Origin of the sequence: Flavonifractor sp. An9 (assembly GCF_002161245.1) — a bacterium.
GTDB lineage: Bacteria > Bacillota > Clostridia > Oscillospirales > Oscillospiraceae > Flavonifractor > Flavonifractor avicola.
Map to the genome: position 1 here is coordinate 143,147 of NZ_NFHC01000004.1, position 20,821 is coordinate 163,967.

At 50.0% G+C, this 20,821-nt stretch carries 23 protein-coding genes; 4 read left to right on the forward strand and 19 right to left on the reverse strand.

What is annotated here, in order from left to right; all coding sequences use genetic code 11:
* Positions 1 to 5: 5 nt before the first annotated feature.
* The 5 genes from B5G40_RS04775 to B5G40_RS04795 all read right to left on the reverse strand — a co-directional run bounded on the left by B5G40_RS04775 (position 6) and on the right by B5G40_RS04795 (position 5,286).
* Positions 6 to 1,742, reverse strand: coding sequence for an ABC transporter ATP-binding protein (locus B5G40_RS04775; protein ID WP_087221880.1), 1,737 nt, complete (start codon positions 1,740 to 1,742; stop codon positions 6 to 8).
* On the reverse strand, positions 1,735 to 3,495 hold the full coding sequence (locus B5G40_RS04780) for an ABC transporter ATP-binding protein (RefSeq protein WP_087221882.1): 1,761 nt from the start codon (positions 3,493 to 3,495) through the stop codon (positions 1,735 to 1,737). Before B5G40_RS04780 ends, B5G40_RS04775 begins: the two co-directional genes overlap by 8 nt.
* A gap of 81 nt (positions 3,496 to 3,576) precedes the next feature.
* A complete protein-coding gene (locus tag B5G40_RS04785; RefSeq protein ID WP_087221884.1) occupies positions 3,577 to 3,774 on the reverse strand; it encodes a cysteine-rich KTR domain-containing protein in 198 nt (65 codons plus the stop codon).
* Positions 3,771 to 4,406 (reverse strand): TetR/AcrR family transcriptional regulator, encoded by a 636-nt coding sequence (locus B5G40_RS04790; protein WP_087221886.1) that lies wholly within the window; start codon positions 4,404 to 4,406, stop codon positions 3,771 to 3,773. Before B5G40_RS04790 ends, B5G40_RS04785 begins: the two co-directional genes overlap by 4 nt.
* Before the next feature lie 298 nt (positions 4,407 to 4,704).
* On the reverse strand, positions 4,705 to 5,286 hold the full coding sequence (locus tag B5G40_RS04795) for an SLOG family protein (RefSeq protein WP_087221888.1): 582 nt from the start codon (positions 5,284 to 5,286) through the stop codon (positions 4,705 to 4,707).
* A 92-nt stretch (positions 5,287 to 5,378) separates the two neighbouring features.
* On the opposite strand from B5G40_RS04795, the gene B5G40_RS04800 reads away from it, so the two are divergent.
* Entirely contained in the window at positions 5,379 to 5,714 is a 336-nt protein-coding gene (locus tag B5G40_RS04800) for a helix-turn-helix domain-containing protein (protein ID WP_058963758.1), read from the forward strand.
* Positions 5,715 to 5,752: 38 nt separating this feature from the next.
* On the opposite strand, the gene B5G40_RS04805 is transcribed toward B5G40_RS04800, so the two are convergent.
* The 5 genes from B5G40_RS04805 to B5G40_RS04825 form a co-directional block, all read right to left on the reverse strand.
* Complete coding sequence (locus tag B5G40_RS04805; RefSeq protein ID WP_087221890.1) at positions 5,753 to 6,187, reverse strand: hypothetical protein; 435 nt, start codon at positions 6,185 to 6,187, stop codon at positions 5,753 to 5,755.
* A gap of 5 nt (positions 6,188 to 6,192) precedes the next feature.
* Positions 6,193 to 7,104 (reverse strand): ParM/StbA family protein, encoded by a 912-nt coding sequence (locus B5G40_RS04810; protein ID WP_087221891.1) that lies wholly within the window; start codon positions 7,102 to 7,104, stop codon positions 6,193 to 6,195.
* Positions 7,105 to 7,370: 266 nt separating this feature from the next.
* Positions 7,371 to 8,129 (reverse strand): ABC transporter permease, encoded by a 759-nt coding sequence (locus tag B5G40_RS04815; RefSeq protein WP_058963789.1) that lies wholly within the window; start codon positions 8,127 to 8,129, stop codon positions 7,371 to 7,373.
* Positions 8,126 to 9,043: an ABC transporter ATP-binding protein gene (locus tag B5G40_RS04820; RefSeq protein WP_058963790.1), complete on the reverse strand. Its 918-nt coding sequence runs from the start codon at positions 9,041 to 9,043 to the stop codon at positions 8,126 to 8,128. Before B5G40_RS04820 ends, B5G40_RS04815 begins: the two co-directional genes overlap by 4 nt.
* Complete coding sequence (locus tag B5G40_RS04825) at positions 9,040 to 9,243, reverse strand: PLDc N-terminal domain-containing protein (protein WP_058963791.1); 204 nt, start codon at positions 9,241 to 9,243, stop codon at positions 9,040 to 9,042. The genes B5G40_RS04820 and B5G40_RS04825 overlap by 4 nt, the downstream gene beginning before the upstream one ends.
* Before the next feature lie 169 nt (positions 9,244 to 9,412).
* Between B5G40_RS04825 and B5G40_RS04830 the strand changes: the two genes are divergently transcribed.
* The 3 genes from B5G40_RS04830 (at position 9,413) to B5G40_RS04840 (ending at position 10,794) form a co-directional block, all read left to right on the forward strand.
* On the forward strand, positions 9,413 to 9,967 hold the full coding sequence (locus B5G40_RS04830) for a helix-turn-helix domain-containing protein (protein WP_227604675.1): 555 nt from the start codon (positions 9,413 to 9,415) through the stop codon (positions 9,965 to 9,967).
* 92 nt (positions 9,968 to 10,059) lie between these two features.
* Positions 10,060 to 10,353, forward strand: a complete 294-nt coding sequence (locus tag B5G40_RS04835; protein ID WP_087221893.1) for a metalloregulator ArsR/SmtB family transcription factor — start codon at positions 10,060 to 10,062, stop codon at positions 10,351 to 10,353.
* 99 nt (positions 10,354 to 10,452) lie between these two features.
* Positions 10,453 to 10,794: a winged helix-turn-helix domain-containing protein gene (locus B5G40_RS04840; RefSeq protein ID WP_227604672.1), complete on the forward strand. Its 342-nt coding sequence runs from the start codon at positions 10,453 to 10,455 to the stop codon at positions 10,792 to 10,794.
* A 64-nt stretch (positions 10,795 to 10,858) separates the two neighbouring features.
* On the opposite strand, the gene B5G40_RS04845 is transcribed toward B5G40_RS04840, so the two are convergent.
* The 9 genes from B5G40_RS04845 to B5G40_RS04885 form a co-directional block, all read right to left on the reverse strand.
* On the reverse strand, positions 10,859 to 11,470 hold the full coding sequence (locus tag B5G40_RS04845) for an alpha/beta fold hydrolase (RefSeq protein WP_087221897.1): 612 nt from the start codon (positions 11,468 to 11,470) through the stop codon (positions 10,859 to 10,861).
* Entirely contained in the window at positions 11,467 to 12,270 is an 804-nt protein-coding gene (locus B5G40_RS04850; RefSeq protein ID WP_087221899.1) for a helix-turn-helix domain-containing protein, read from the reverse strand. The genes B5G40_RS04845 and B5G40_RS04850 overlap by 4 nt, the downstream gene beginning before the upstream one ends.
* Positions 12,271 to 12,611: 341 nt before the next feature.
* Positions 12,612 to 13,244 carry a hypothetical protein gene (locus B5G40_RS04855; protein ID WP_087221609.1) on the reverse strand — a complete coding sequence of 211 codons (633 nt, stop codon included), beginning with the start codon at positions 13,242 to 13,244 and terminating at the stop codon, positions 12,612 to 12,614.
* Entirely contained in the window at positions 13,237 to 15,711 is a 2,475-nt protein-coding gene (locus B5G40_RS04860) for a hypothetical protein (protein WP_087221607.1), read from the reverse strand. Before B5G40_RS04860 ends, B5G40_RS04855 begins: the two co-directional genes overlap by 8 nt.
* A complete protein-coding gene (locus tag B5G40_RS04865; RefSeq protein WP_087221605.1) occupies positions 15,708 to 17,825 on the reverse strand; it encodes a hypothetical protein in 2,118 nt (705 codons plus the stop codon). Before B5G40_RS04865 ends, B5G40_RS04860 begins: the two co-directional genes overlap by 4 nt.
* Before the next feature lie 16 nt (positions 17,826 to 17,841).
* Positions 17,842 to 18,066: a hypothetical protein gene (locus B5G40_RS04870; protein ID WP_087221603.1), complete on the reverse strand. Its 225-nt coding sequence runs from the start codon at positions 18,064 to 18,066 to the stop codon at positions 17,842 to 17,844.
* A 79-nt stretch (positions 18,067 to 18,145) separates the two neighbouring features.
* Positions 18,146 to 20,167, reverse strand: a complete 2,022-nt coding sequence (gene ligA / locus B5G40_RS04875) for an NAD-dependent DNA ligase LigA (protein WP_087221601.1) — start codon at positions 20,165 to 20,167, stop codon at positions 18,146 to 18,148.
* Entirely contained in the window at positions 20,167 to 20,487 is a 321-nt protein-coding gene (locus tag B5G40_RS04880; protein WP_087221599.1) for a hypothetical protein, read from the reverse strand. Before B5G40_RS04880 ends, ligA begins: the two co-directional genes overlap by 1 nt.
* On the reverse strand, positions 20,480 to 20,698 hold the full coding sequence (locus B5G40_RS04885) for a hypothetical protein (RefSeq protein WP_087221597.1): 219 nt from the start codon (positions 20,696 to 20,698) through the stop codon (positions 20,480 to 20,482). The genes B5G40_RS04880 and B5G40_RS04885 overlap by 8 nt, the downstream gene beginning before the upstream one ends.
* Positions 20,699 to 20,821: the final 123 nt, after the last annotated feature.

Genomic DNA, 20,821 nt, shown 5'->3' on the forward strand with positions numbered 1-20,821 from the left:
CTGCACTATGCGTTGATTTTCCAGTCAATCGCAGCTTTACGATTCAAAATGAAATCAGCGTAAATGCCCTTTTGCTGGATGAGTTGGTCGTGGGTGCCGTGTTGAACAATCCTTCCGTGATCCACCACTAAAATCTGGTTTGCATGGCGCACCGTTTTCAGTCGATGGGCGATCATAATAATGGTCTTGCCTCCGGTTAATGCTTCAATGGCCGCTTGAAGTTCCGCCTCATTCTCCGGATCAACATTTGCGGTTGCCTCGTCCAAAATTACGATGGGAGCATCCTTCAGCATGGCTCTGGCTATGGAAAGCCGCTGACGCTCACCGCCGGATATTGTGGCTCCTCCTTCACCAATCACCGTGTCATAGCCGTCAGGCAGCGCCATAATGAAATCATGGCACCGGGCGGCTTTTGCCGCAGCCACCACTTCTTCATGACTGGCCGCCGGCTTACCAAACTTGATGTTATTTTCAATACTGTCGTTGAACAAATACACATTCTGAAAGACCATACTGAAATTGCTCATCAAGCTGTCCAGCGAATAGTCTTTTACATCAATACCGCCCAATTTCACGGAGCCTTTGTTCACATCCCAGAACCGGGCCATAAGGCTGGTAAGCGTTGTTTTGCCGGAACCGGAGGGTCCCACAATAGCGGTAGTCGTGGCTTCTGGAATTGTGAAGCTCACATCATCAATGATTTTCCGATCTCCATAGGAGAAGTCCACATGCTCAAATGAAATGTCATGGCTTTTCGGCACCTGAACAGAGCCGCCCTCATCCATCCTGGGTGCCCGGTCAATTTCCTCTACCCGGTCAATGGAAGTATCAATCATCGGCAGCATAAAGAACATCTCACCAGCCGATTCCAATTCGCTATATACCAGGAACGCAGATACCACCATCATCAAGCAGGTGAACAGCGACATATTCCCTTGCAGGAAAAGCCAGATGGAAAGCAGGATTGCCAATACAGAAGTAACACGCAAAACAACCTGCTCCAGCACATTGTAGGGGATGCGTTTGCGCTCCAATTTGAAGTTTTGATTTTCTGTTTCTTTGATGGTATTGTTTAGAGTTTGTTTTGCCGCTTTATCCCCGTGGAAAGCACGCACCACACTCATGCCCTGTATGTATTCCAGCACAGCATCCACCAATTTAGTCTGTGCAGTCAATCGCCCTGGGGAAAGCTCACGGGATTTCTTAAGCAGTCGGGAATTGACCCAAAGGAACAGCAGCATCCCAACAAAGAACACAAGACCGATTCTCCAGTCGAAGCACATGATCGCCAGAGAAAAGATCGTAGTCCGGATCATACCCACAACTGTCCGGGCGATCACTGCAAAAGACATACTCTCCAAATCGGACATTGTAGAGGTGGCTGCCGCAGTAAGACTGCCAAGGCTCTGTGCGTTGAAATAACCCATCGGCATATATTTCATGCGTTCACCGATGTGAATACGCTTTTCTCCGCACATTCGGTAGTTGGCGTGTCCTTCGCTATTGTGGGCCAGATACCAGCAGAACGCGGCACCAGCCACACTAACCGCCATAATTCCCAAAGCCGTCCATGCGGTGGCCCCGGTCATGTTCTGTCCTACCAACGCCCGCAACACTATCAATAGAGCGACAAATTGTAAAGCCTCAAAGATGCTCCGCAGCAGTTCAAAGGCCATACCTTTATACCAAGTGCCTTTCTCCGCCCCGGAGAACCGAAAGAACCGTTTATATGCGTCAAACATACGCCGCACCTCCTTCCATCTGATCGTTGTCCCGCGCCTGCGTGTGAGCTGCCCACATTTGCTGATAGAGCGGACACCGTTCCAACAGTTCTCCATGTGTCCCGGCATCCAAAATCTTTCCGTGATCCACCACAGCAATTTGTTCCGCTCCGGTAATGGTGGACAGGCGATGGGCAATCACAATGAGTGTCTTTCCGTGAGTCAGCCGCCCTATGGCATCCTGAATGACCGCCTCGTTTTCCGGGTCTGTGTAAGAAGTTGCCTCGTCCAAGATAACAATGGGTGCATTTTTCATCATGGCGCGTGCAATAGCTACTCGTTGCCGCTCGCCGCCGGAAAGATGTCCGCCAGCACCTCCCACAATCGTGTCATAGCCATGTTCCAGTCCCATGATAAACTCATGACAGCCCGCAGCCTTTGCCACCGCTTCGACTTCGGTATCCGTTGCATCCGGCCTTCCCATGCGGATATTCTCGCGGACGGACAAGTTGAACAGAAAATTATCCTGGGATACATAGCCAATCAGATCCATTACCTGCTCTGGAGGAAGTTCTTTTGCGTCAACACCTCCAATGGTGATATGCCCGCCTCCAACATCCCAATAAGAGGCGATAAGTTTCGCAATCGTGGATTTACCAGAGCCGGACGGTCCTACCAATGCCGTTGTGGTTCCTTGCTTGATGTCCAGGGTGATGCCGTTCAGAACTTGCGTATCCTTATAAGCAAAAGTCACATCCCGCAGGGAAATATCCAATCCTTTGAGATTTTTCCGCTGGGACGGACGATCCAGATCAGGCTCGGACAATACGGCAGTAATTTCTCCGGTGATAGTAGCAATTTTAGAAAAATCATCCGTCAGAAAGATAGCTGCAACCAGTGGCCCCATAATGCCAAGAGAAAGAATGGCAATGGTGATAAAGTCCGGAGCAGACAAAGAGCCGTTCATATAGAACAGGCATCCCACAGGCAGCACACCAATCAATACGGCCGGCCAAATCGTCATCATCAGAGCAGAATAGCCCTGGGTGGATTTCATCCAGTCCAGCATGAGATCCACGCTCTGGCGGACAGCCTGTGTAAACTTTCCATAGGAGGCAGCACTTTGATTGAACGCCTTGATGACCTCAATCCCATTGATGTACTCCACAGTGGTGGCGCTCATATACTTACTTGCCTGAACAACAGCACCGTATTTTTTAGGGTATTCCTTCATCTGGGCCATGTAACAGAGCATCCCGATAGGTATCGTAATCAGGGATACCAGTGCCATTCTCCAATCCAACACAAACAGGTAAATAATGATGGCGATGGGGACAAGCAGGTTAGAAGTCATTTCCGGGATGATATGTGCCAGAGGGACTTCCATTTGCTCCACACGCTCTACCATTGTGGTTTTCAGCCGTCCCGAAGGTGTATCCGTCAAATATCCCATAGAAACACGCGTTAATTTATCCGCAACCGCCTGTCGTATTTCTGAAAGCACATGGAATGTCGCTTCATGGGAACATCTGGTTGAGAGGCCGTGAAAAACAGACTTCATCAGGTAAGCAATAAGGGCAACAATCCCCCAAGTCAAATAAGTAGAAAAATTCGTTTCACCTCCGATCAGCAAATTTACAATCCTTGCCACAGCGAAATATGGCACGATACCACTTGTGACGCTGATAACAGCAAGAATGATAGAGAGCAAAAAGCCTGATTGATGCGGTTTAATGAAGGTCATCAAATTTACAGAATCTTTTTGTCGCTGCATACAATTCCCTCCTTTTAGTTAGCAGAACCTAACCATAGATCAAAAGTAAAAGCCGACAATCCACAGGATTTATCCTGTAAATTATCGGCTCTGCGTCTTGGCGTCTGGCTCTGATAATATGATGCTTTGTCCCTGCACATCTACGATGTGTTCTTTTCCGCATTTAGGACAAAATAGCGGAAAGTGTTTGAGAACAGTATCCGGATTTACTTTCGTGCGGGTTTTGTTGCCGCAGGTAGGACAGTGAATCCAACCGTTGCGGTCAATCCAACCACTCATACGACATCACCTCCATCCGTAGAAAAGATGGTCTGCCATCCAGCGGTATAGAAACGCCGCATTTTGCGGATATGCTCCAATGCCTGGGCTTTTGGCATATCGTGAATGATAACCTCAAACATTCCCGTATAGAAAGCACTGGAAAGAAGATGATTTAGTTCCGGCGTAAGTCGGCCGCTTGTTATTGCATCATTTCCAGATGCCTCAATATACTTTGCGGTACATTCTGTATCCAGCTCAACAACACGATGAATGAACTCTTGATAGACACTATTCTCTCCGCTGGTAAGCAACAGCTTAAATTCATCGAAATGATCGTAAAGATAGTCCACTACTTTAGGAAAGCCATCATTGGAATATCGAAGCATCTGCTGTGTCTGCTCATTACCTGGCATCGTGGTAAACCCGGATAATACGGTTTGTAACAATTCACAAAAGCCGTCCGCCGCCGGTTGAACCAGGGACCGATATAGGCTTTCTTTATCAGGGTAGCGAATATAGATTGCGCCTTTACTCGATCCAGCCTTTTCTGCAATTATCCGAAGAGAAGCATTTTCATATCCATTTGCTAAAAACTCCTCTTTAGCACATTCCATGAGCTTTTCAGTCACTCCCGCCACTCTTTTTGCCATAGTTCGCCTCCCTTCATTCAAGACCACCAGTTTCAATCCATCGGTCTTAATATAGCACAAAGCATTTTGGCAGTCAATGGGAAATTTGCTGTGTTCTACACTTTAGCCAAAAATCGCATCCATAAGTTCTCAAAACAGTATAGAAAAAAGAGAAAGGTTACAACAGTAAGTACCAACAAATAGACTCTTGAGTTCAAGTAATATTCATCTGAAAATGTTTGCAGTAGGTAGTTCAAGCCCTTTGTAAAGTAAGATCTGAATATTGAATTTCTCTGGAAGTTGTTCTCATAAGACTATATCAAAGAATAACACATTTCACCTTTCCCGTATCTGGATGGATCAACACCACAGGCAGTTTCCTCGCCTCTGCCATCCGCAGCACCGCCTCCACGCCGCTCGGGCCAGCAGGCTCATCATCACACACGGCCACCAGGCAATCAGCGTGTTCTACCATGTAGGCAGTGCGCTCCCGATACCCTTGGGCCCCCACGATTTTGCTACCCATTACAAACTGGTCGCAGTTTTCCTTCAGATGGCGCAGACGCTCCCGACTCTTTGGGTCCCATCGCTCGTCATGGCCCGGAAACGGGTAGACCAGCACGATCTCCAGCTCCTGGTACTCTTCCTGCCGGCGCATTTCCAGCAGGATCTCGCCGGCCCATAGATCAACGCCAAGGGCCCCACCAACATAGAACCGGCGCACACCGCGCCGGTACAGTTCGGTAAAAACATCGTGCAGCCGTTTCTTCAGGCGCTTGCACGAGGTCATATATTCCTGATACTTGAATTTGAACCGTGTAGGCCGCTGACTGGTAATTGCACACGAGTAAAACTGGGACATCTCATCTCCTCCAGAAACTTTTTTCTCAATATAGCCCATTATACTTGCTATGGCTGATGAAGTTCAACCATGGCCGCTTAATTTTTTATGTTATAGCGGATAAAATATAGCTATAGCATGGAGGGTTACGAATGGGCGAACTTTTGAAAGAAATGGGCCAGCGGATGCTGGACCGGCGCAAACAACTAAAACTGACACAAGAGGCTCTGGCCAAGATGGCACATGTCACGCCCCAGACCGTTTCCACTGCGGAGCTGGGCACAAAAGCCATGCGGCCTGAAACGATGCTGAAGATCTGTGATGCGCTTGATATCAGCACAGACTATCTCCTGCGCGGTCAGGTCATGGAAGGCGACACACGCCTGCTCAATCAAAAGGTCTCGTCGTTGACTCCCTGCCAATACCGACACCTGGAAAATATTATCGACAACTTCATCGCGGCTATACAGGAAGAAAAAGAGGTATGAGCGCCAGCGGCAATGCAGCCCTCATACCTCTTTTTATATCATCTCCCCTGACGAAAAGCTTCCATTGTGCTGGAAATCAGGCCGAGGATCGCATCATCTGCCTCCGGTTCCTCTCCCAGCTCCGGCACATATTCCGGCTCCGGCGTCTGCTCCTGCGGCACCGGGGCCGTTGTTGTTTCTGCATCCGGGCAGGCGGCGGGGGCGGCGGCAGGCTTTTCAGAGTGCCTCGTCTCCTGGAGCAGAATCTCACGCACGATGGCTTCAATGGCGGCCCGGTCTATGGCCGGTGCCGCTGCTCTTAACGGTTGTGGATCATCCGCAAAGTGGGTATCGTAGAAAACGACTGCATTGGCGATATACTGTGCTTTCCCGTGGTCAGGTTGTTTTTCCAGCAGTTCGACCGTTGCTAAATGGATCGGGTCGCTGATATTGAACCGCAGGGAAAAACGCCCCCGTTCTTTCTTGGCCGCCATAGCTGTCACCTGCCCGCAGCTTCAAGGCGGTACAGATACTCATATCCGGCTGCATTGGCGTTGATATTGGAGACGAACAACGGCTTACCCACTTTTCCGGATGCCTCAATCTGCCGGCGCAAAAGAATGGCGCCGCCGCCCACAAAGACCACCGTGCAGTAGCGCAAGTCCAGCATCCGCTCCCGCAGGGTGCTGAACAGGTCGTTGACGAACTCCTGTGCCAGCTGCTCCACCAGCCGGACCACCGACGACGGGTATTGCGTCTGCTTGCCGGTGAGGATGGCGTCCACATCTCCCTCATCCAGCAGCAGATCCAATTCCGCGTTGCCCCTGGACCTGATCTTATTGTAAAGCAGGATCACGCCGTTTTCCAGCGAATCACAGGAGCTGAGGTCGGCTTTTCCATTTTTCATCAGCAGATAGTCTGCCGTGAAGCCGCCAATGTCCACCACTACCGCCTTGGCCTCATTCATCAGCGTGTGGAGCATGGTGGCCGCCGCCGCGTATGCCTGGGGATAGCAGGCCACATCATCAATGCTGATGGCGTAATGCTTGTCCCGGTACTGGAATTCTACGATCCCTTTCTTCTGGAAATAGGCCGTGAACTTTTCCGCCTGGGCGCCGAAGTGGGCGGGCGGCAGCCCCACCGGCAGCTGGATGTGGTACAATTCTTTCTCGTCAACGCCCCGGGCCGTCAATTCCTCCGCAATCGCAATCAGAGTCAGGATAAAGAAGCGGTCATCCCCAGTCTTGTCCTTACGGTAGGGAATACGCTCGTTGGAGAGCGTATAGTAGTTACCGCCGTATTGCAGGCTCGGCCCAAACGGCCGGGTCATGCTCTGCTGCAGGCCGGAAACGAACGGGGCGCAGTGAACCGTCTTGATTTGTTTATTGCCATGATCGACACCAATTAACATAGGTGAATGCCTCCTTTTTTGCTTTATACATATCCTTTACGCCTGGATGACGCCTTTCTCAACAGGCGACGGCATATTTTTTGAAACCCATGTTTATCATGCGGGGCCATGGCTACCGTTTCACACCAGAATAACAAAACAGCGCCGCCTCGGCTCTACCGGGGCGGCGCTGCTGTTATATCGGTATGTTCAACAATTTGGCTCAATAGTGTAATCGACAGCAACCTTTCTTTATTTTAGGGAATGAGGGAGTAAAATTTCGGGCTTTATAACTGCTTTTTATTAAATGCCCGGATTGCTGCCGCTAAAAATACCACAGATAAAACCACTGAAACAATAAATGGAATAAGAAACTCCGTCATTGAAATCTCACCTGAAATCAGGTCAACATTTCGTGAAGTGAGGACAACCGGGTTAAAGGCAGATAACGGTTTTACAACACTTAAAACAGAGAACAGGGCTACAATCCCGCCAGTAAACAGGATGCTTGTAAAAGTCTGCTTGAATAGAACACAACCGAGTATGAGGATGCTAAGATAGAGAAATCCAATCATCCACATAAAAAACGCAGACGGTACAACATTTGAAAGTGAAGCATCTGGCCAAAGGTAATATGTATATCCATAGGCACCTACAAAGCTCACCCAAAAGCTAACCGTCATAGATACTGCTGCTACGGTGTACTTTGCCATAATCACAGATGGCCTTGCCAATCCCTTTGTCACCAGCAGTAGCAATGTCCCTTTGGAATACTCACTGGACATACAGCTTCCAAACAGAATGATAAATGCGCTAAATCCAATGCCGGATATGTTTTTAAAGAATTGCTGCCATGCGTCAAGGGCGACAGGTTCCTCGGTGATTTCTAATCCGGCTCCAAATGCAGCTATAATTTCCGGCGTGAATTTTGCCAGAAAAGCACTGGACATTCCGAAAACCGCAAAGATTGCAAACAGGATTAAAAAGCGGTAGTTTTTTAGATTTTCTACAAACTCTTTTTTTACAAATGCAATATAGCCTTTCATTTTATCACCTCCAAAAATAGGCTTTCAAGCGACGGCTCCATAAGTTCCACCTTGACCGGCACAAGGTCTGCTTCGGCTAAAGTGGAGAAGATGGTATGCTGGGCCTTTTTCATCTCCCGGCTGTGTATTACAATTTCCCGCCCCTTTTCTTCTGATCCGTTCAGGAGCGATTGTCCTGTCATACATTCTTTGAAATGCTGTAAATCGGCCTCGGTTGAAAATTCAATTAACAGGCTGTCATGGCTATGCAACGCTTTGATTTCCGAAAGCGTTCCGCCAACAGCAATATTACCGTCATTCAAGAGTGCCACATGATCGCAAATGCGCTCCACATCGGATAAAATATGCGTTGAAAACAAAACCGTTGTTGTCCCACGGATTTTATAAAGAATGTCCAAGATTTCTTTTCTTCCCACCGGGTCAAGGGCGCTGGTAGGTTCATCACAAATCAGCAGTTTAGGATCAGCCAATAACGCCTGTGCAATTCCAAGGCGCTGTTTCATACCACGCGAATAACCGCCAACACGCTTTTCTACGCCATCAAGACCGACAAGGGAAAGTAGCTTTTTTCCCTTTTGAGAAATGCTTTCTTTGGGAAGGCCAACAATTTCTCCGCACAGTGTAAGATACTGCATTGCAGTCATATAGTTATAAAATTCCGGCACATCCGGCAAATATCCAATATACTGATTTGTTTTGGTCTGCCCAAAGCGAACCGGTTCATTACACACAAGGATTTCTCCCTGATCGGGCTGCAAAAGCCCCAAAACCATTTTCATTGTTGTTGTTTTTCCTGCACCGTTTTGTCCAATGAAGCCAAAAACGCTCCCCTCTGGAACAGACATATTCAGATCTTTTATAATTTGCTGCTGTCCAAAACTTTTAGATAGATTGCGGATAGAAAGCACATTCATTTTTCCTCACCTCTCCCAAAAACAAAATAGATAATCGGGCCAAACATAAGGATAACCAGAGAGATTACAAGCCACATAGCCCTGTTCCCAAAGCGATAATGCGGATGCCGGAGAATATGCCGGACAGCGGCCACGGCAAGGATCACATCAATCACAAAGATGGGAATAAGAAGCGGAAATATTTCCTGCAACAAAGACATACCAATTTACCTCCTATTGTTATAATTCGTATCGATATTTGCGGGGGTTCGACATTTTCGCCTTAATATTCCCGCATAGGTTATATTACCACTATGGAAATAAAAAAGCAATACCTTCCCTTGACTTTTTATTTCCGAAGTGATAATATTTTCAAAAAGGAGGTTGAACATGGGCAGCAAGAATTTGAATGAAAAGATTATGGAATGTATTTCAAATCCGGCCAAGAGCCGCCTGCTGATAGAAATAATGCGTCGAGGGGAAGTTACCGCAAAGTATTTGGCTGAAAAATGCTCAGATATTCCTCAAACTACACTATATCGTAATTTGAAACGAATGACCGATGATGGACTATTGAAAATCGTTAATGAAACACCAATACGCGGAACAGTTGAAAAGACTTACGCATTAACTTTTGACCCGTCTGATCCTCCATCAGTTCTCGGAGAAAATTCCGGTGCCATTTATATGCAGATGTTCTTTCAGTATTTTTTGACCTTCGCCAAGATTTTTCAAGAATACTGCGACACACCGGGAATTGACATAAAAAGGGATCGGTCTGGTCTTAGCCTTTCTCATGTTTATTTGACAGATGAGGAACTGGAAAAAGTGGTATCGGATATTGCTCAAATCTTATATCCACTTCAAGATAATAAACCAGAGCCGGGTCGCAGATTAAGAACGGTTGGATTGATTATCTCCCCGGAACATAAGGCGGATGAATAGAGAAAAACGCCCTATATGCACAGGGCGTTTTCTCTTGACTTAATATTCCCATAATGGTAATATTTTGTTATCGGGAATAATGGAGATACATTATGAAGAATGAACGCGAAAATGCACTGGACAAAAAATTCCATGCGTTATCAAATCCAACCAGACGAGAAATTCTAATGCGGTTAAGCCAAAAACCGCACTCTGCCGGAGAGATTGCAGGATATTTTCAGATAACACCTGCCTCGATTTCTTATCATCTTTCTCTGTTGCAAAGGAGTGGCTTAATTTGCTGTCGTCAAGTAGAAAAACGGAGGATATATAGCATCAATCGCGGCTCATTGGATGAAGTGTATCTGTGGCTAATGGGTCTATATAATGCTAAGTCAAATAAGTGATTGTAAATTATTCGAGCAAAAATTAGGAGGTGGGGGAAAATTGGGAAATTTATAATTCTATCCTTCAGCGACGACGAGGACGCCATCTTTGCAAACACTGTGACGGCTCTTGCTTCTGTTGCGAACTTCTCCACAGTGACCGCCTCCGCAGATGCCCCGCTGCTCTTTGGCTCTCTGCAAATCGACCCGCAGCGCAGGCTGGTATGGCGGTCCGGCCAGGCGGTGGAGCTGACGCCGATGGAGTTCGACATTCTGCTCCTGCTGGCCCGCCGGCCAGGGCAGGTGTTCTCCGCCCGCCAGATCTACGAGGCTGTTGCCGCGGACACCTATGACGCAAGTTGGACGGGAATCTCCAGCATGGTCTACAAGCTCCGCCGTAAGCTGGGCGCCGGTATCATCGAAACGGTGCGGGGCCACGGCTACCGCTTCACACCAAAATAACAGAACAGCGCCGTCCCGGCTCTACCGGGGCGGCGCTGCTTTATCATAGGTCGGTGCAGGTTCCTTAAACAGTATAATTATTAAGTATGGTAGCAATAGCTTCTGGCGCATCTTTGCTAATCTCATGGCCTGCGCCGGGGATGATTTGCAAAGTTGCTTGGGGAAGTAGTCCATTTAACTTTTTCGATGCTTTTAGGTTGGCACTATCTTTTTCACCGCACAAAATAGTGACAGGGCAAGTAATTCCGTTTAATTGTGAGGTAAAATCCAAAGACCGCATAGAGTGAGATAGCTTAATCGTATCCCTTTTTGATAGTCCCATGTTCTCAAAACTCTTGTTGGGCATGCAGCGGAACAAGAAATTTTGAAAATCAATCAGTAATGTTGGTACTTTATATTGTGCGCCGATTAAGATCAATGAATCTACTTTATTCCCATGACGAATAGTAAAATCGAGGGCGAGCAGTGCCCCAAACGATAGGCCACAGATACGAAGCGGCTCTGTAGCGTTAGAATACTGCCGTTCCAAGTCAGCCAAAATCCGGAAATAGGATATTTCATTTCCTGTTGAAGAAAAAAGCTCCGGGCATTCAACATTGGAAGTTGAAAGTTGACAGACTACCTCTTTCCAGTCTTGTGCAGTTTGTCCTAATCCATGTAAAAGAACTGTTTTCATTGTTCGTCTGCTGCATCCCCTTTCCTATGATAAAGCAAATAATCTACCCCAAAGCACACAAGAGAAAGTGCAAGGGTAATCCCGCTGTTGAATATGTCAGATGTAAAATCGAACTGGACTTGTGGCAAAAAATAATCTGAAATATGGGTAATCGCAATCGGCACTGGGATCAAAACCAACAGGGCAAAACCAAATGCTCTCCACATATTTTTCTTGCACTTGCGGAAAATTCCATATATTACCCAGATTGCAGCAATCGCAATTAGCGTTATGCAAATGCCCAGCGTGAATATAACTGACTTTTGCAAAAGCAAGGACAATATTGCCAATAGTGGAATAGGGATAGCACTGATTACAACTAAGGTTTTCAAAACGATCTTTGTTCTGGAAATCAGACTTGGAAGTAACATAAGCCATGCAGCGATGATGGAAACAGCGACAATCAATGACCATGATAACCTGTCCGAAGTAAAGTAGTCGCAGATCAGGCATACGCAGCCAGCAATCAATGCTGCAGCAGAAACGATTACCAAAATAATGCGCTTGCCTCTTTCAGACAAACGATAATTGCGCTTCTTATATGGTAACTCATCCGGCTCGGTCATTTCATCTTTAATAAGATAATCAGAGGACACATTGAAAATGTCGCTGAGCTGGGCTATAAAATCCAAATCAGGGGTCGATTGTCCCAATTCCCATTTTGAAATCGTCTGTCGTGTAACTGTTACCTTTTCAGCGAGTGCCTCTTGTGAAAGTCCTCGCTGCTTTCTCAATTTTTGTATTTTCTCTCCGAGGGTCATATTTTTGTTTCCTCCTGCTATTTGATTTGAGAAAATCATAGCAAATAAGACGCCCTATTTCTACCAACACAAGCGGGAACCGCCGCAACGAACCATTGCGGCGTTGCTTTTTAACGCATAATCAGCTATTTCTTTAATTGTATCAGCGAAAGCAACTTTTTGAAACATGGAAATTGTGAACACGAAGAGAAATAGGTGGGATATGCCCCAACAAGCAAAATATCTGGCCGATATAGCATAAGAGCAGGAAGTCGAATCCCATCCATAAGAAAACCGCCGGGCAGAAGGAAAATCCCTCTGCCCGGCGGCGCTGCGCTTGTTACACGAAATCAGCGTACTGTTTAGGTATGTACGCTGTACTGGGCCTTTGCCAAGTCCTCGGCGCCATGCAGGATGATGCCGCCGCAGATCCCTCTGCCATAAGGCGTGTATTCTTCAAAGAAGAAGCTGTACGGCAGCCCGTCATCATAAATGACGATCTTTTCTGTGCCGCGCCACTGAAAATGCCGCCCCAGGACTCGTCCCAGCTTGCGCCGGAGAACGGGCCTCCGGGCAACCTCATGGAGATTTTTCCGGCTGTGGAACTCATAACGAGGCATGAGCATTTCCGGGACGGAAAGGTGGTGCCACTCTGCGCCATCCATATCCTCGCCATTTTCCACAAAGACATGGAACGGCTCATAGGGTAGCCGAATATTCTCCTGCCAGCCGTGTACTTTACCGGCGCCGATCTCCTGAAGCCAGGTGAACCGGATCTCCAGCATCTTCATGTCACCTGGCCTCTGCGTCAGCCGCAGGACGGCAAAGGAACCGCAGTCACCGGAAATCAGCCGGTTTTGTGGCCGTTGCTCCAGCTGCTGGAGTTCGCTTCTCAAAATGGAAAAACTGTAGGGGGATTTTCGGGTCCAGGATACAGTCCGAATATCCAACATTTCCTTATTGCATCGTAATTTTACCAGAGTACGGTCATTCATAAAATTCATCCTCCTTCTGCGGCGCTGCTGTGCGCATCGCCGCGTGTTCTACGAGGAAAACAGCCCCCGTATATTGCTCTTTGTGGGAAGTCACCGCGGCGCCTCCCATTGAATCCAGATACTGCTGTCCGTTTTTGGATTTTGAGATATACACATAGAACTGGCTGCCAACATACTGATCGCGGTCATAGCAGCCCAGATAGCGCCGCGCCAGCACAGCGATGGCGCCGATGGCCGCCGCTTTCTGCGTCACCAGGGAAACGGCCAGCTTCATTGCGGTTTTCACTTCTTCATCGTTCAATCTGGAAGTATAGATGCGCTCCAAAAACAGAACCAGCATTTCGTCAGCAGCGCGCTTTTTATCCGCCGACTGCACTTGAGCCAGATCAGCAAAAGAAAAATTAAAGTCCGCAGGTCGTTGAAACGCCCCTTTTGTCAGCCGGATGCAGGCGCGGCCCACAATGTCTTCACCTTTCCGAATCAAGATCATCTTCTTGTTGGAATCGAAGTCTGCCAGCAGGCAGTCCCTCTGGTTTCCCGTCCAGCAGGAGAGGCAGGTGCTGTGGGGCAGTTCGCCTAACTGCATCGTAAAGTAGAAATCATCCGCTTCTTCCGCAGAGAACGGCCCCCTATCCAGCGTGAGATTGCGTTTCCATGCTGCCTCCTGCACCTCGCTGATGGGATAGCGAATCTCCCTCTGCAGGTCATCGGCAAAATATTTCAACGCATAGAATTGGCCCATCAGTTCGGCCTGTACGATCCTTCTCAGGGCCTCGATAGCCTTATCGTCACCCTGCAGGTAGCCGTACAGAGCACGCACCATCGCACTGCCGCCGCGCAGCAGGAAATTGGTGACCGGCTCCCTGTGCTGCTCCACAAATTCATCGGTAATGGAAAACCTTTCTTTCAGGTCAAGCCAGTCCCGATCCATCGTCAAAACAGCGGCACGAACCTGCGTCCAGTTTTTCTGTCCGGCAATCACCGCCCCGTTGTTGAGCGCAAAGATCGCGTCCGCCTCGGACTGCATCTCCGGGATAAATACCCGCAGCTGCTCATATTTCCGCAGAAGCCACATGGCCGTCCTCCTGGTCAGGCCGCGGATGTGTCCAAAAGCGCCTCGATACCACTCACTGAACGGCTTTTCCAGCAGACACCGGGCAAGCTGTTCCAGTTCCTGGTCTTCCATGTGGTGGCTGACCAGCCCATGCTTCAATAGCTGGCGCAAAGTGAGCAGCCGTCTGTCCACGGAAAGGGGCGTCAGCATGGCGTAGAGCCGGACATAGATTTCATCCTGCTGCCACAGCAGCCACATCTCTTCAAAGGTGTACTGCCTGCCGTCTTCCAGCAGGTCAAAATGGCTGCTGCCGCGTTCTACTGTATCGCACGCCTGCAGGTTCCTGGCTGTGAGGCTGTTGAGGTTGCAGTGTTCACAGAACTTATCCTCAAACAGCAGCGCATACCGTCCCAGCGAAAGGAACAGCTCGCTGTGCTCACTCACCAGATCCAGAAAATGCTTCTTCCCATGCCGCACTGCATAAGTGAGGATAGGGAATTGATGGCGCCGGATAGAGCTGAAATCCAGATGGAGCCTCCCGGAGTACAGGGCGTTGAGATAGCTCAGGTCATTTCGCAGGATCTCCTGCCGCTGTCCTTTGTCCAGCGGCGCTGTGTGCGAGATAAACCAGTTAAGGTCATACTGCCCCGCATGATTTTCCAGCCACCGCTCAAAAAAGGCATCGAGGTCTTCGGTATCATATTCAAAGGCGGCCAGCAGGCGGCGGAATTTCATCACATCGGCCGTCTCTACCCAGCAAAGGTCTTTGAGCCGTGCCGCGTTCAGATCAAGCGCCACCCCCTGCCGGTAGAGCAGTGTCAGGACCCGCTGAAGAGGCTGGTTCTGTTCCAGCAGCTCCAGCGCCTCGCGCGTATTGTTGTTCCAGTTGAACAGGTACGGGCCGAGAAACGGCTGCCGCATCATGTTCTTCTGTGCGTCCGTCAATGCGGATAATTCCTCCCGTTCTGTGGCCGGGAAGGCATTGATGTTGTCAATGATGGCCTCTCCTTCTTCCTCATACTTGATAAACGGCAGGTAGAATTTCATGTAATAAAATCGCAGGGACAAAGGGATATCCGTTCCCGCTGCCGCCAGCACTTGTTCTTTGGGATACTGCGTCAACTGCTCATCGCAGGTTATAGCCGACTGGAGCATACTTGTGATCGACCGGTCATCCACCCCATCATTGCACAGCGCATGGTAGAGCGCCGCAAATTCCGGCGTCCGTACAAGTTCCTTCTGAATTTGCGCATTGTCATTGCCGGTGCGGAGCCTGTTCTGTAATTGAAAAGACTCCACCCGCTCGCAGGTCTGGTCCAGGGCATCCTCCGGGAATTTTCCCGTCAATCCCAATTTCAGGCCGCTGCTCTCCATGCGGGCGAGCAGGGCTAAATGTTTCAATGTGTTTGTCATGCTGCTTCACCTCCTACGATGGTTTGCACCATTGTCAATATCTCTCTGCGCGGCCGAGGCTCATACATCACAAGACTTCCGCACAGCTCAAAAAATTTCCACATTTCCGCCGCCTCAAGGGTCTGAGCGCAGCCTGCCGGCCATTCCAGCAATTTTTCATAGACCATACCCAGCGCAGCTTTCCTGATCTCACCAAAATGATATCCGTGCATGAACTGGATCAGGGATTCCGCGCTGCCATTATAGCAACTTGCCAGTTTCTCCTGACATTTCATGACCTGCTGCTGCCACTGGCGTTCCTTTTCCTGTTCTTCCTGTTCGGCGGTGGCTTTTCGGTCGGCCTCCATTTCTTCCTTGGAATAGAACCGCTCCTTTAACTGATTTACTTCGTAGCCACCGCAGGCATCGTGTGTCAGAAGCTGCCGCAGCACAGACGCCAGCAGCGGTTTGTCATAGATGCGCTGGATCACCGGGGCCTTCAGGGCACAGAGGACAAACGAATCATAGTATTCCGGCTCTGTCTGAAAGAGCGAGGCATCGATCCAGTCATAAAGCTGGCGGTGCTGCTCCGCTGTCAAGAATGGCCGGACCATAGAGAATGATTGGACTTTTTTGTTATAATAGCTTTCCTTCTTGACAAACTTCTGGTGGAAATAAAAGTTATCTCCGAAAATTTCCTGTAGCTGGGAGAAAGTGTACTGGCTGAACAGCTTTTGCGCGAACCGAAAGCACCGCCAGCTGGAGATTTTCAGCGCATATTCCTCTAAAAGCTCCAGAGGATGGGCACGAGCCCCGTCCCCCTTGTGCTGCTCAAAAAACTGCCACAAATTGATCTCCTTTCGCTCCACCAGCAAAACAAAGCTGCGAAGCGTAAGCCAATGGCGCTTGTTAAAATACTCAATATACTCCACACCAGTCAGGGCCTGATACCGCGTAAGCCAGCGCCGCAGCGGGATCGCCGCACGGGAACGGAGCATCTGCATGGTAAACAGTTCCGCATATTCCTCATTACTCAGCTCGTTTGCCAGAATGTCGTATCGCGGGTCGAAGACATCGAAGCGATAAGGGAACTGTCTTTTAATTGTTTGATTCATCCAGAGGATAGTCTGGGGGGCTGTGGGTGCAAGCCCCGTCTGGATGGCTGCCCAGAGATCCTGATATCCCTCGTACCTGACCTCAAATTTCTTGTAAACCTGGAACAGCCAGCTGATGTACGCATAGATCTCTTCCGGCTGTCCATCCGGGCCGTTCAGCAGCATTCGGACGCAGGCCACCGCGATCTTTTCCGCCACAATGCCTTTGGATGAGAGCCGGTCCGGTATCCGGTCGGCCCACACCGCCAGGGAATTTGCCATTGTGATCTCTTCCATGCTGTACCCGGCAGTATGCAAAACCGAAAATTCCCGGCTGTCCGGCTTCATGTTCATGTAGGGCAGCTTCATCAGCGTCCGCAATACCAGATCGTTTTTTCCCCGATAGCGTTTTGCCTCTTCAGCGTAGAAACGGATGAACCATTCCAGCACGCCGAAATCCCGTGCCATAGAAATCGTCCTTTCTGGTCCAAACAGCCGCGTCAGCTGCGGCCGCATGGCCTGATAGCCGGTCTCCGGATCATTAAACAGGGAGAGCACAAACAGAGCCTCCTCCGTCCTGGCGTATTCCCTGGCGGCCAGTTCATCCAGCCGCGTGCGGCGCCGGAAAGCGTCGGTTTCCAGCAGATAGAGCGCACCTTGCAGGTAAACATCCGTCCCGGCGGTCCTGCGAAGTTTTTGAATAAAATCGTTCCGCTGATTGCCCACAAACATTGTGTCGGCCTGGCATCGGCGGGTGTAGCCCAGGGCCAGCGCCAGCGCGCGCAGGATGCGTATGTCTGTCCCCAGTTTTTCCTCGAAGCGTTCCAGCACTTCGCCGGGATAGCGCAGGCTGTAAGCTTCAAAATAGCTGGAAACATTCTGATCTTCCTGCCAGATTTGTCTCGCTTCCAGCTGACGGTAAAGGATTCTCGCCTCACCGTCCTGGGCTGTCTGTACGACCAATTCAGAAAAGGCGTGATACAGCGTAAGATCTATGTCCTTCTGGAAGGTGCTGTATGCAGGTATAATTTCTTGGGTCACAATATTTCCCTCCTTTTCACTGCGGCCAATGCCCGCCGGTAGAATAGTTCCATTCAATCGTCCCATCTTCGTAAATTTGCGGTCCGTGCGCAGTCAGGCTCCAGCCGTCGGACAGCCTTGTGAAATAGGCTACCGTTTCCCACGGGCGGCTGCTCTCTACAACGCCGGTGCAGCGGTATTGCCTGTCATTGCGGTTGGTGTAAACGCGATTGACAACAGGGATGAAATACTTTCTTTCCATATGGTGTTCCTCCATAAAAATATAGGGAGAGGGCGCAGATCGCCCTCTCCCCATTGTCAAACTCTGATGACCCGGCGTGTTAAGCCACACCGGCCATGCAGAAAAATTCTTCCGGCGTCAGCACCGGGATACCCAGTTCCCGCGCCTTGGACAGCTTGCTGCCGGCTTTCTCGCCGCAGACCAGATAATCGGTCTTGCGGGTCACCGAACTGCCGGCCACTGCCCCCAATGAGGCGATCAGGCTGTTCATCTCGTTGCGGGTGTAAGGCTCGACCTTTCCCGTGACCACAATGGTCTTTCCGGAAAAAGAATTGTCCCTGTTGATAGTCTGGTTGTTGGCCTCCACCGGTTTCTGAATGTTCATCATCAGCTGCAATTCCTCCCAAATACAGAAATTTTCTTCCTCGTTGAACCATTCCTGAATGTTGTTGTGCAGCGTCTCCCCAAAGTCCGGGAGCTGCCGGAAGTCATAGCCTCCATAGACGGCATCCCGGAATTCATCCAGACTGCCGTGAAATTCCCGGCAAAGTGCTCTGCTGGCGGTATTGCCAATCATCGGGATGTCCATAGCGATAACATACCGCTCGAATGTCGTGCTGCGGCTCTGCTGGATGGCGTCCCAAAGACGCTGCCAGGATTTTTCGCCAAAGCCTTCCATTCGGATGATCTCGTCCCTATGCTGGTCCAGGCGGTAAATGTCCAGATAGCTGTGAATCCAGCCGCGGCCAATCAGCTTTTCCAGCGTTCCTTCCGACAGTCCCTCAATGTTCATGGCCTTTTTGCTCACAAAATGGACGAATTGTTTAAGGCGCCGGGTCTCGCAGGCGGCGTTGTCGCAGAACAGGGTCTTGATGACCCGTTCCTCACCGTTTTCACCGCGGCCACTGGTTTCGTGGATTCTGGTCGGCTCTCCGCAGCAGGGGCACTGGTGCGGGATCACGGCATCCATAGAAAAATTGCCCCGGTCCAGGTTTTCCTCCACATGGGGAATGATCATGTTTCGTTTGCTCACCAGGATACGGCAGCCCGGCGCCAATTCCAGATCCTCAATGAAGGACAGGTTGTGCAGGCTGGCTCTGGACACTTCGCATCCGTCGATCTCCACCGGCTCAAAAATGGCAACCGGGGCAATCTCGCCGGTGCGGCCGGGCGTCCATTCAATCGTCTGGAGCTTTGTCTGGAACAAATCATCCTCAAATTTGAAGGCAAGGCCGTCCTTGTAGTGATGGCCCGTGCGCCCGCAGCTTTTGGACAGCGCGATGTCGTTGTAAGTAATAACGATACCGTCGATGGGAATATCAGCGTCCGCCGCATACTCCTTGAGCTGACGGATACCGTCCTCGGTTTCCTTCTGCGTCAAAGGGCGCTTGGTGACCATGTACTTGCAGGGCAGAAAGCCCAGCGGCCGCAGCGCCTTGAGGCGCTCCGACTTGCGAGGCAATTCCTCCATGCCCTCCAGCACATTGAACGGCATGAACATCAGTCGCCGTCCCAGACAGGTCCCGGCGTCAAACAGGCGCACTGAGCCGGCCGCCAGATTGCGGCCGTTCTTGTAGGGTTTCCCATCGCTGTCCACCAGAGTGGTCTTCAGCTGTTCAAAATCGCTGGGGCGGATGAACGCCTCGCCGGTGACCACCAGGCGGTCTTCATATTGGATATTCTCGGGGATGCCGCCAATAGCGCGGGTGTTGTGGGTCACGATTTCGCCCACATCACCGTCGCCCCGGGTAGCTGCCTCCACCAATTTGCCCCCTTCATAGGTCAGCTTGATGGTAAGGCCGTCCAACTTGAGCATGAACATCACCTGATGCTCTCCCATAAAGCGGCACAAATCCTCCGCATTCTTCACTTTATCCAGAGACAGCAGCGGAATCGAGTGATTTGTTTTTTCCAGTTTGCTGACCGCCGGGTATCCCACGGTATTGGTGGGCGAATTTGACATCTGGACGCCCGTTGCACTTTCCAGGTCCTGCAGCTCCTCAAACAATCGGTCATAGACCGCATCGCTGACGCTGGGGCTGTTGAGATTGTAATACTCATTCCGGTAGCGGTTGAGCCGGTCGTTCAGCTCCCGCTGCTTCATTAACAAATTCTGGTCCATCAGGCCGCCTCCTTTTCTAAAACGCGAAAGGCCATAATCAGTGCCTCCGCCGTATGTTTGCCGTAAGTATAAGAACTGCATACGCCGTCCTCAAATTCCCATGTGCCGGCCGGCCCCCACCAAATGAGGGAACCGCGCCCGTCATTTGCCGCATTGATCCGGGGATCAGGCGGGGTCAGTATCTTGGTGTAGAAGCCCTGGGTGTTGACCCATGTGACTTCCCGCAGCTGCCCGATACAGGAAGGGCGGCAATGGCCGGTGACTTCCAGACGAATACCAGGCCGAAGAGCGCGTTTGAGCTGGTTCAGGTTTTTAATCATGCCGCACCATCCTTTCCCTGTCCGGGGCATACCGGCCAAAATTCAGTTCCCGGATGATGTGCTGGATCGCCTCATCATCATCCCATTTTGTGGAGAAGACGGCCCGTTCCGGCCCTTCTCTCACATGAACGCTTACCTCGCTGCCATAAATCTGCATCAGCACATCAGGGCGCTGGGCGCAGACCACAGCCAAATTGCCAAGCTGTTTCATTTTCTCTCCTATTACAATAAATTTGGACAGGAAAGCCGGACAGCCAGTCCGGCTTTCCCTCCATCTCGTGCCTAAGCTACAATGAGAGGAGCAACTGGCTGACCAATCACTCCTTGGGCTTGT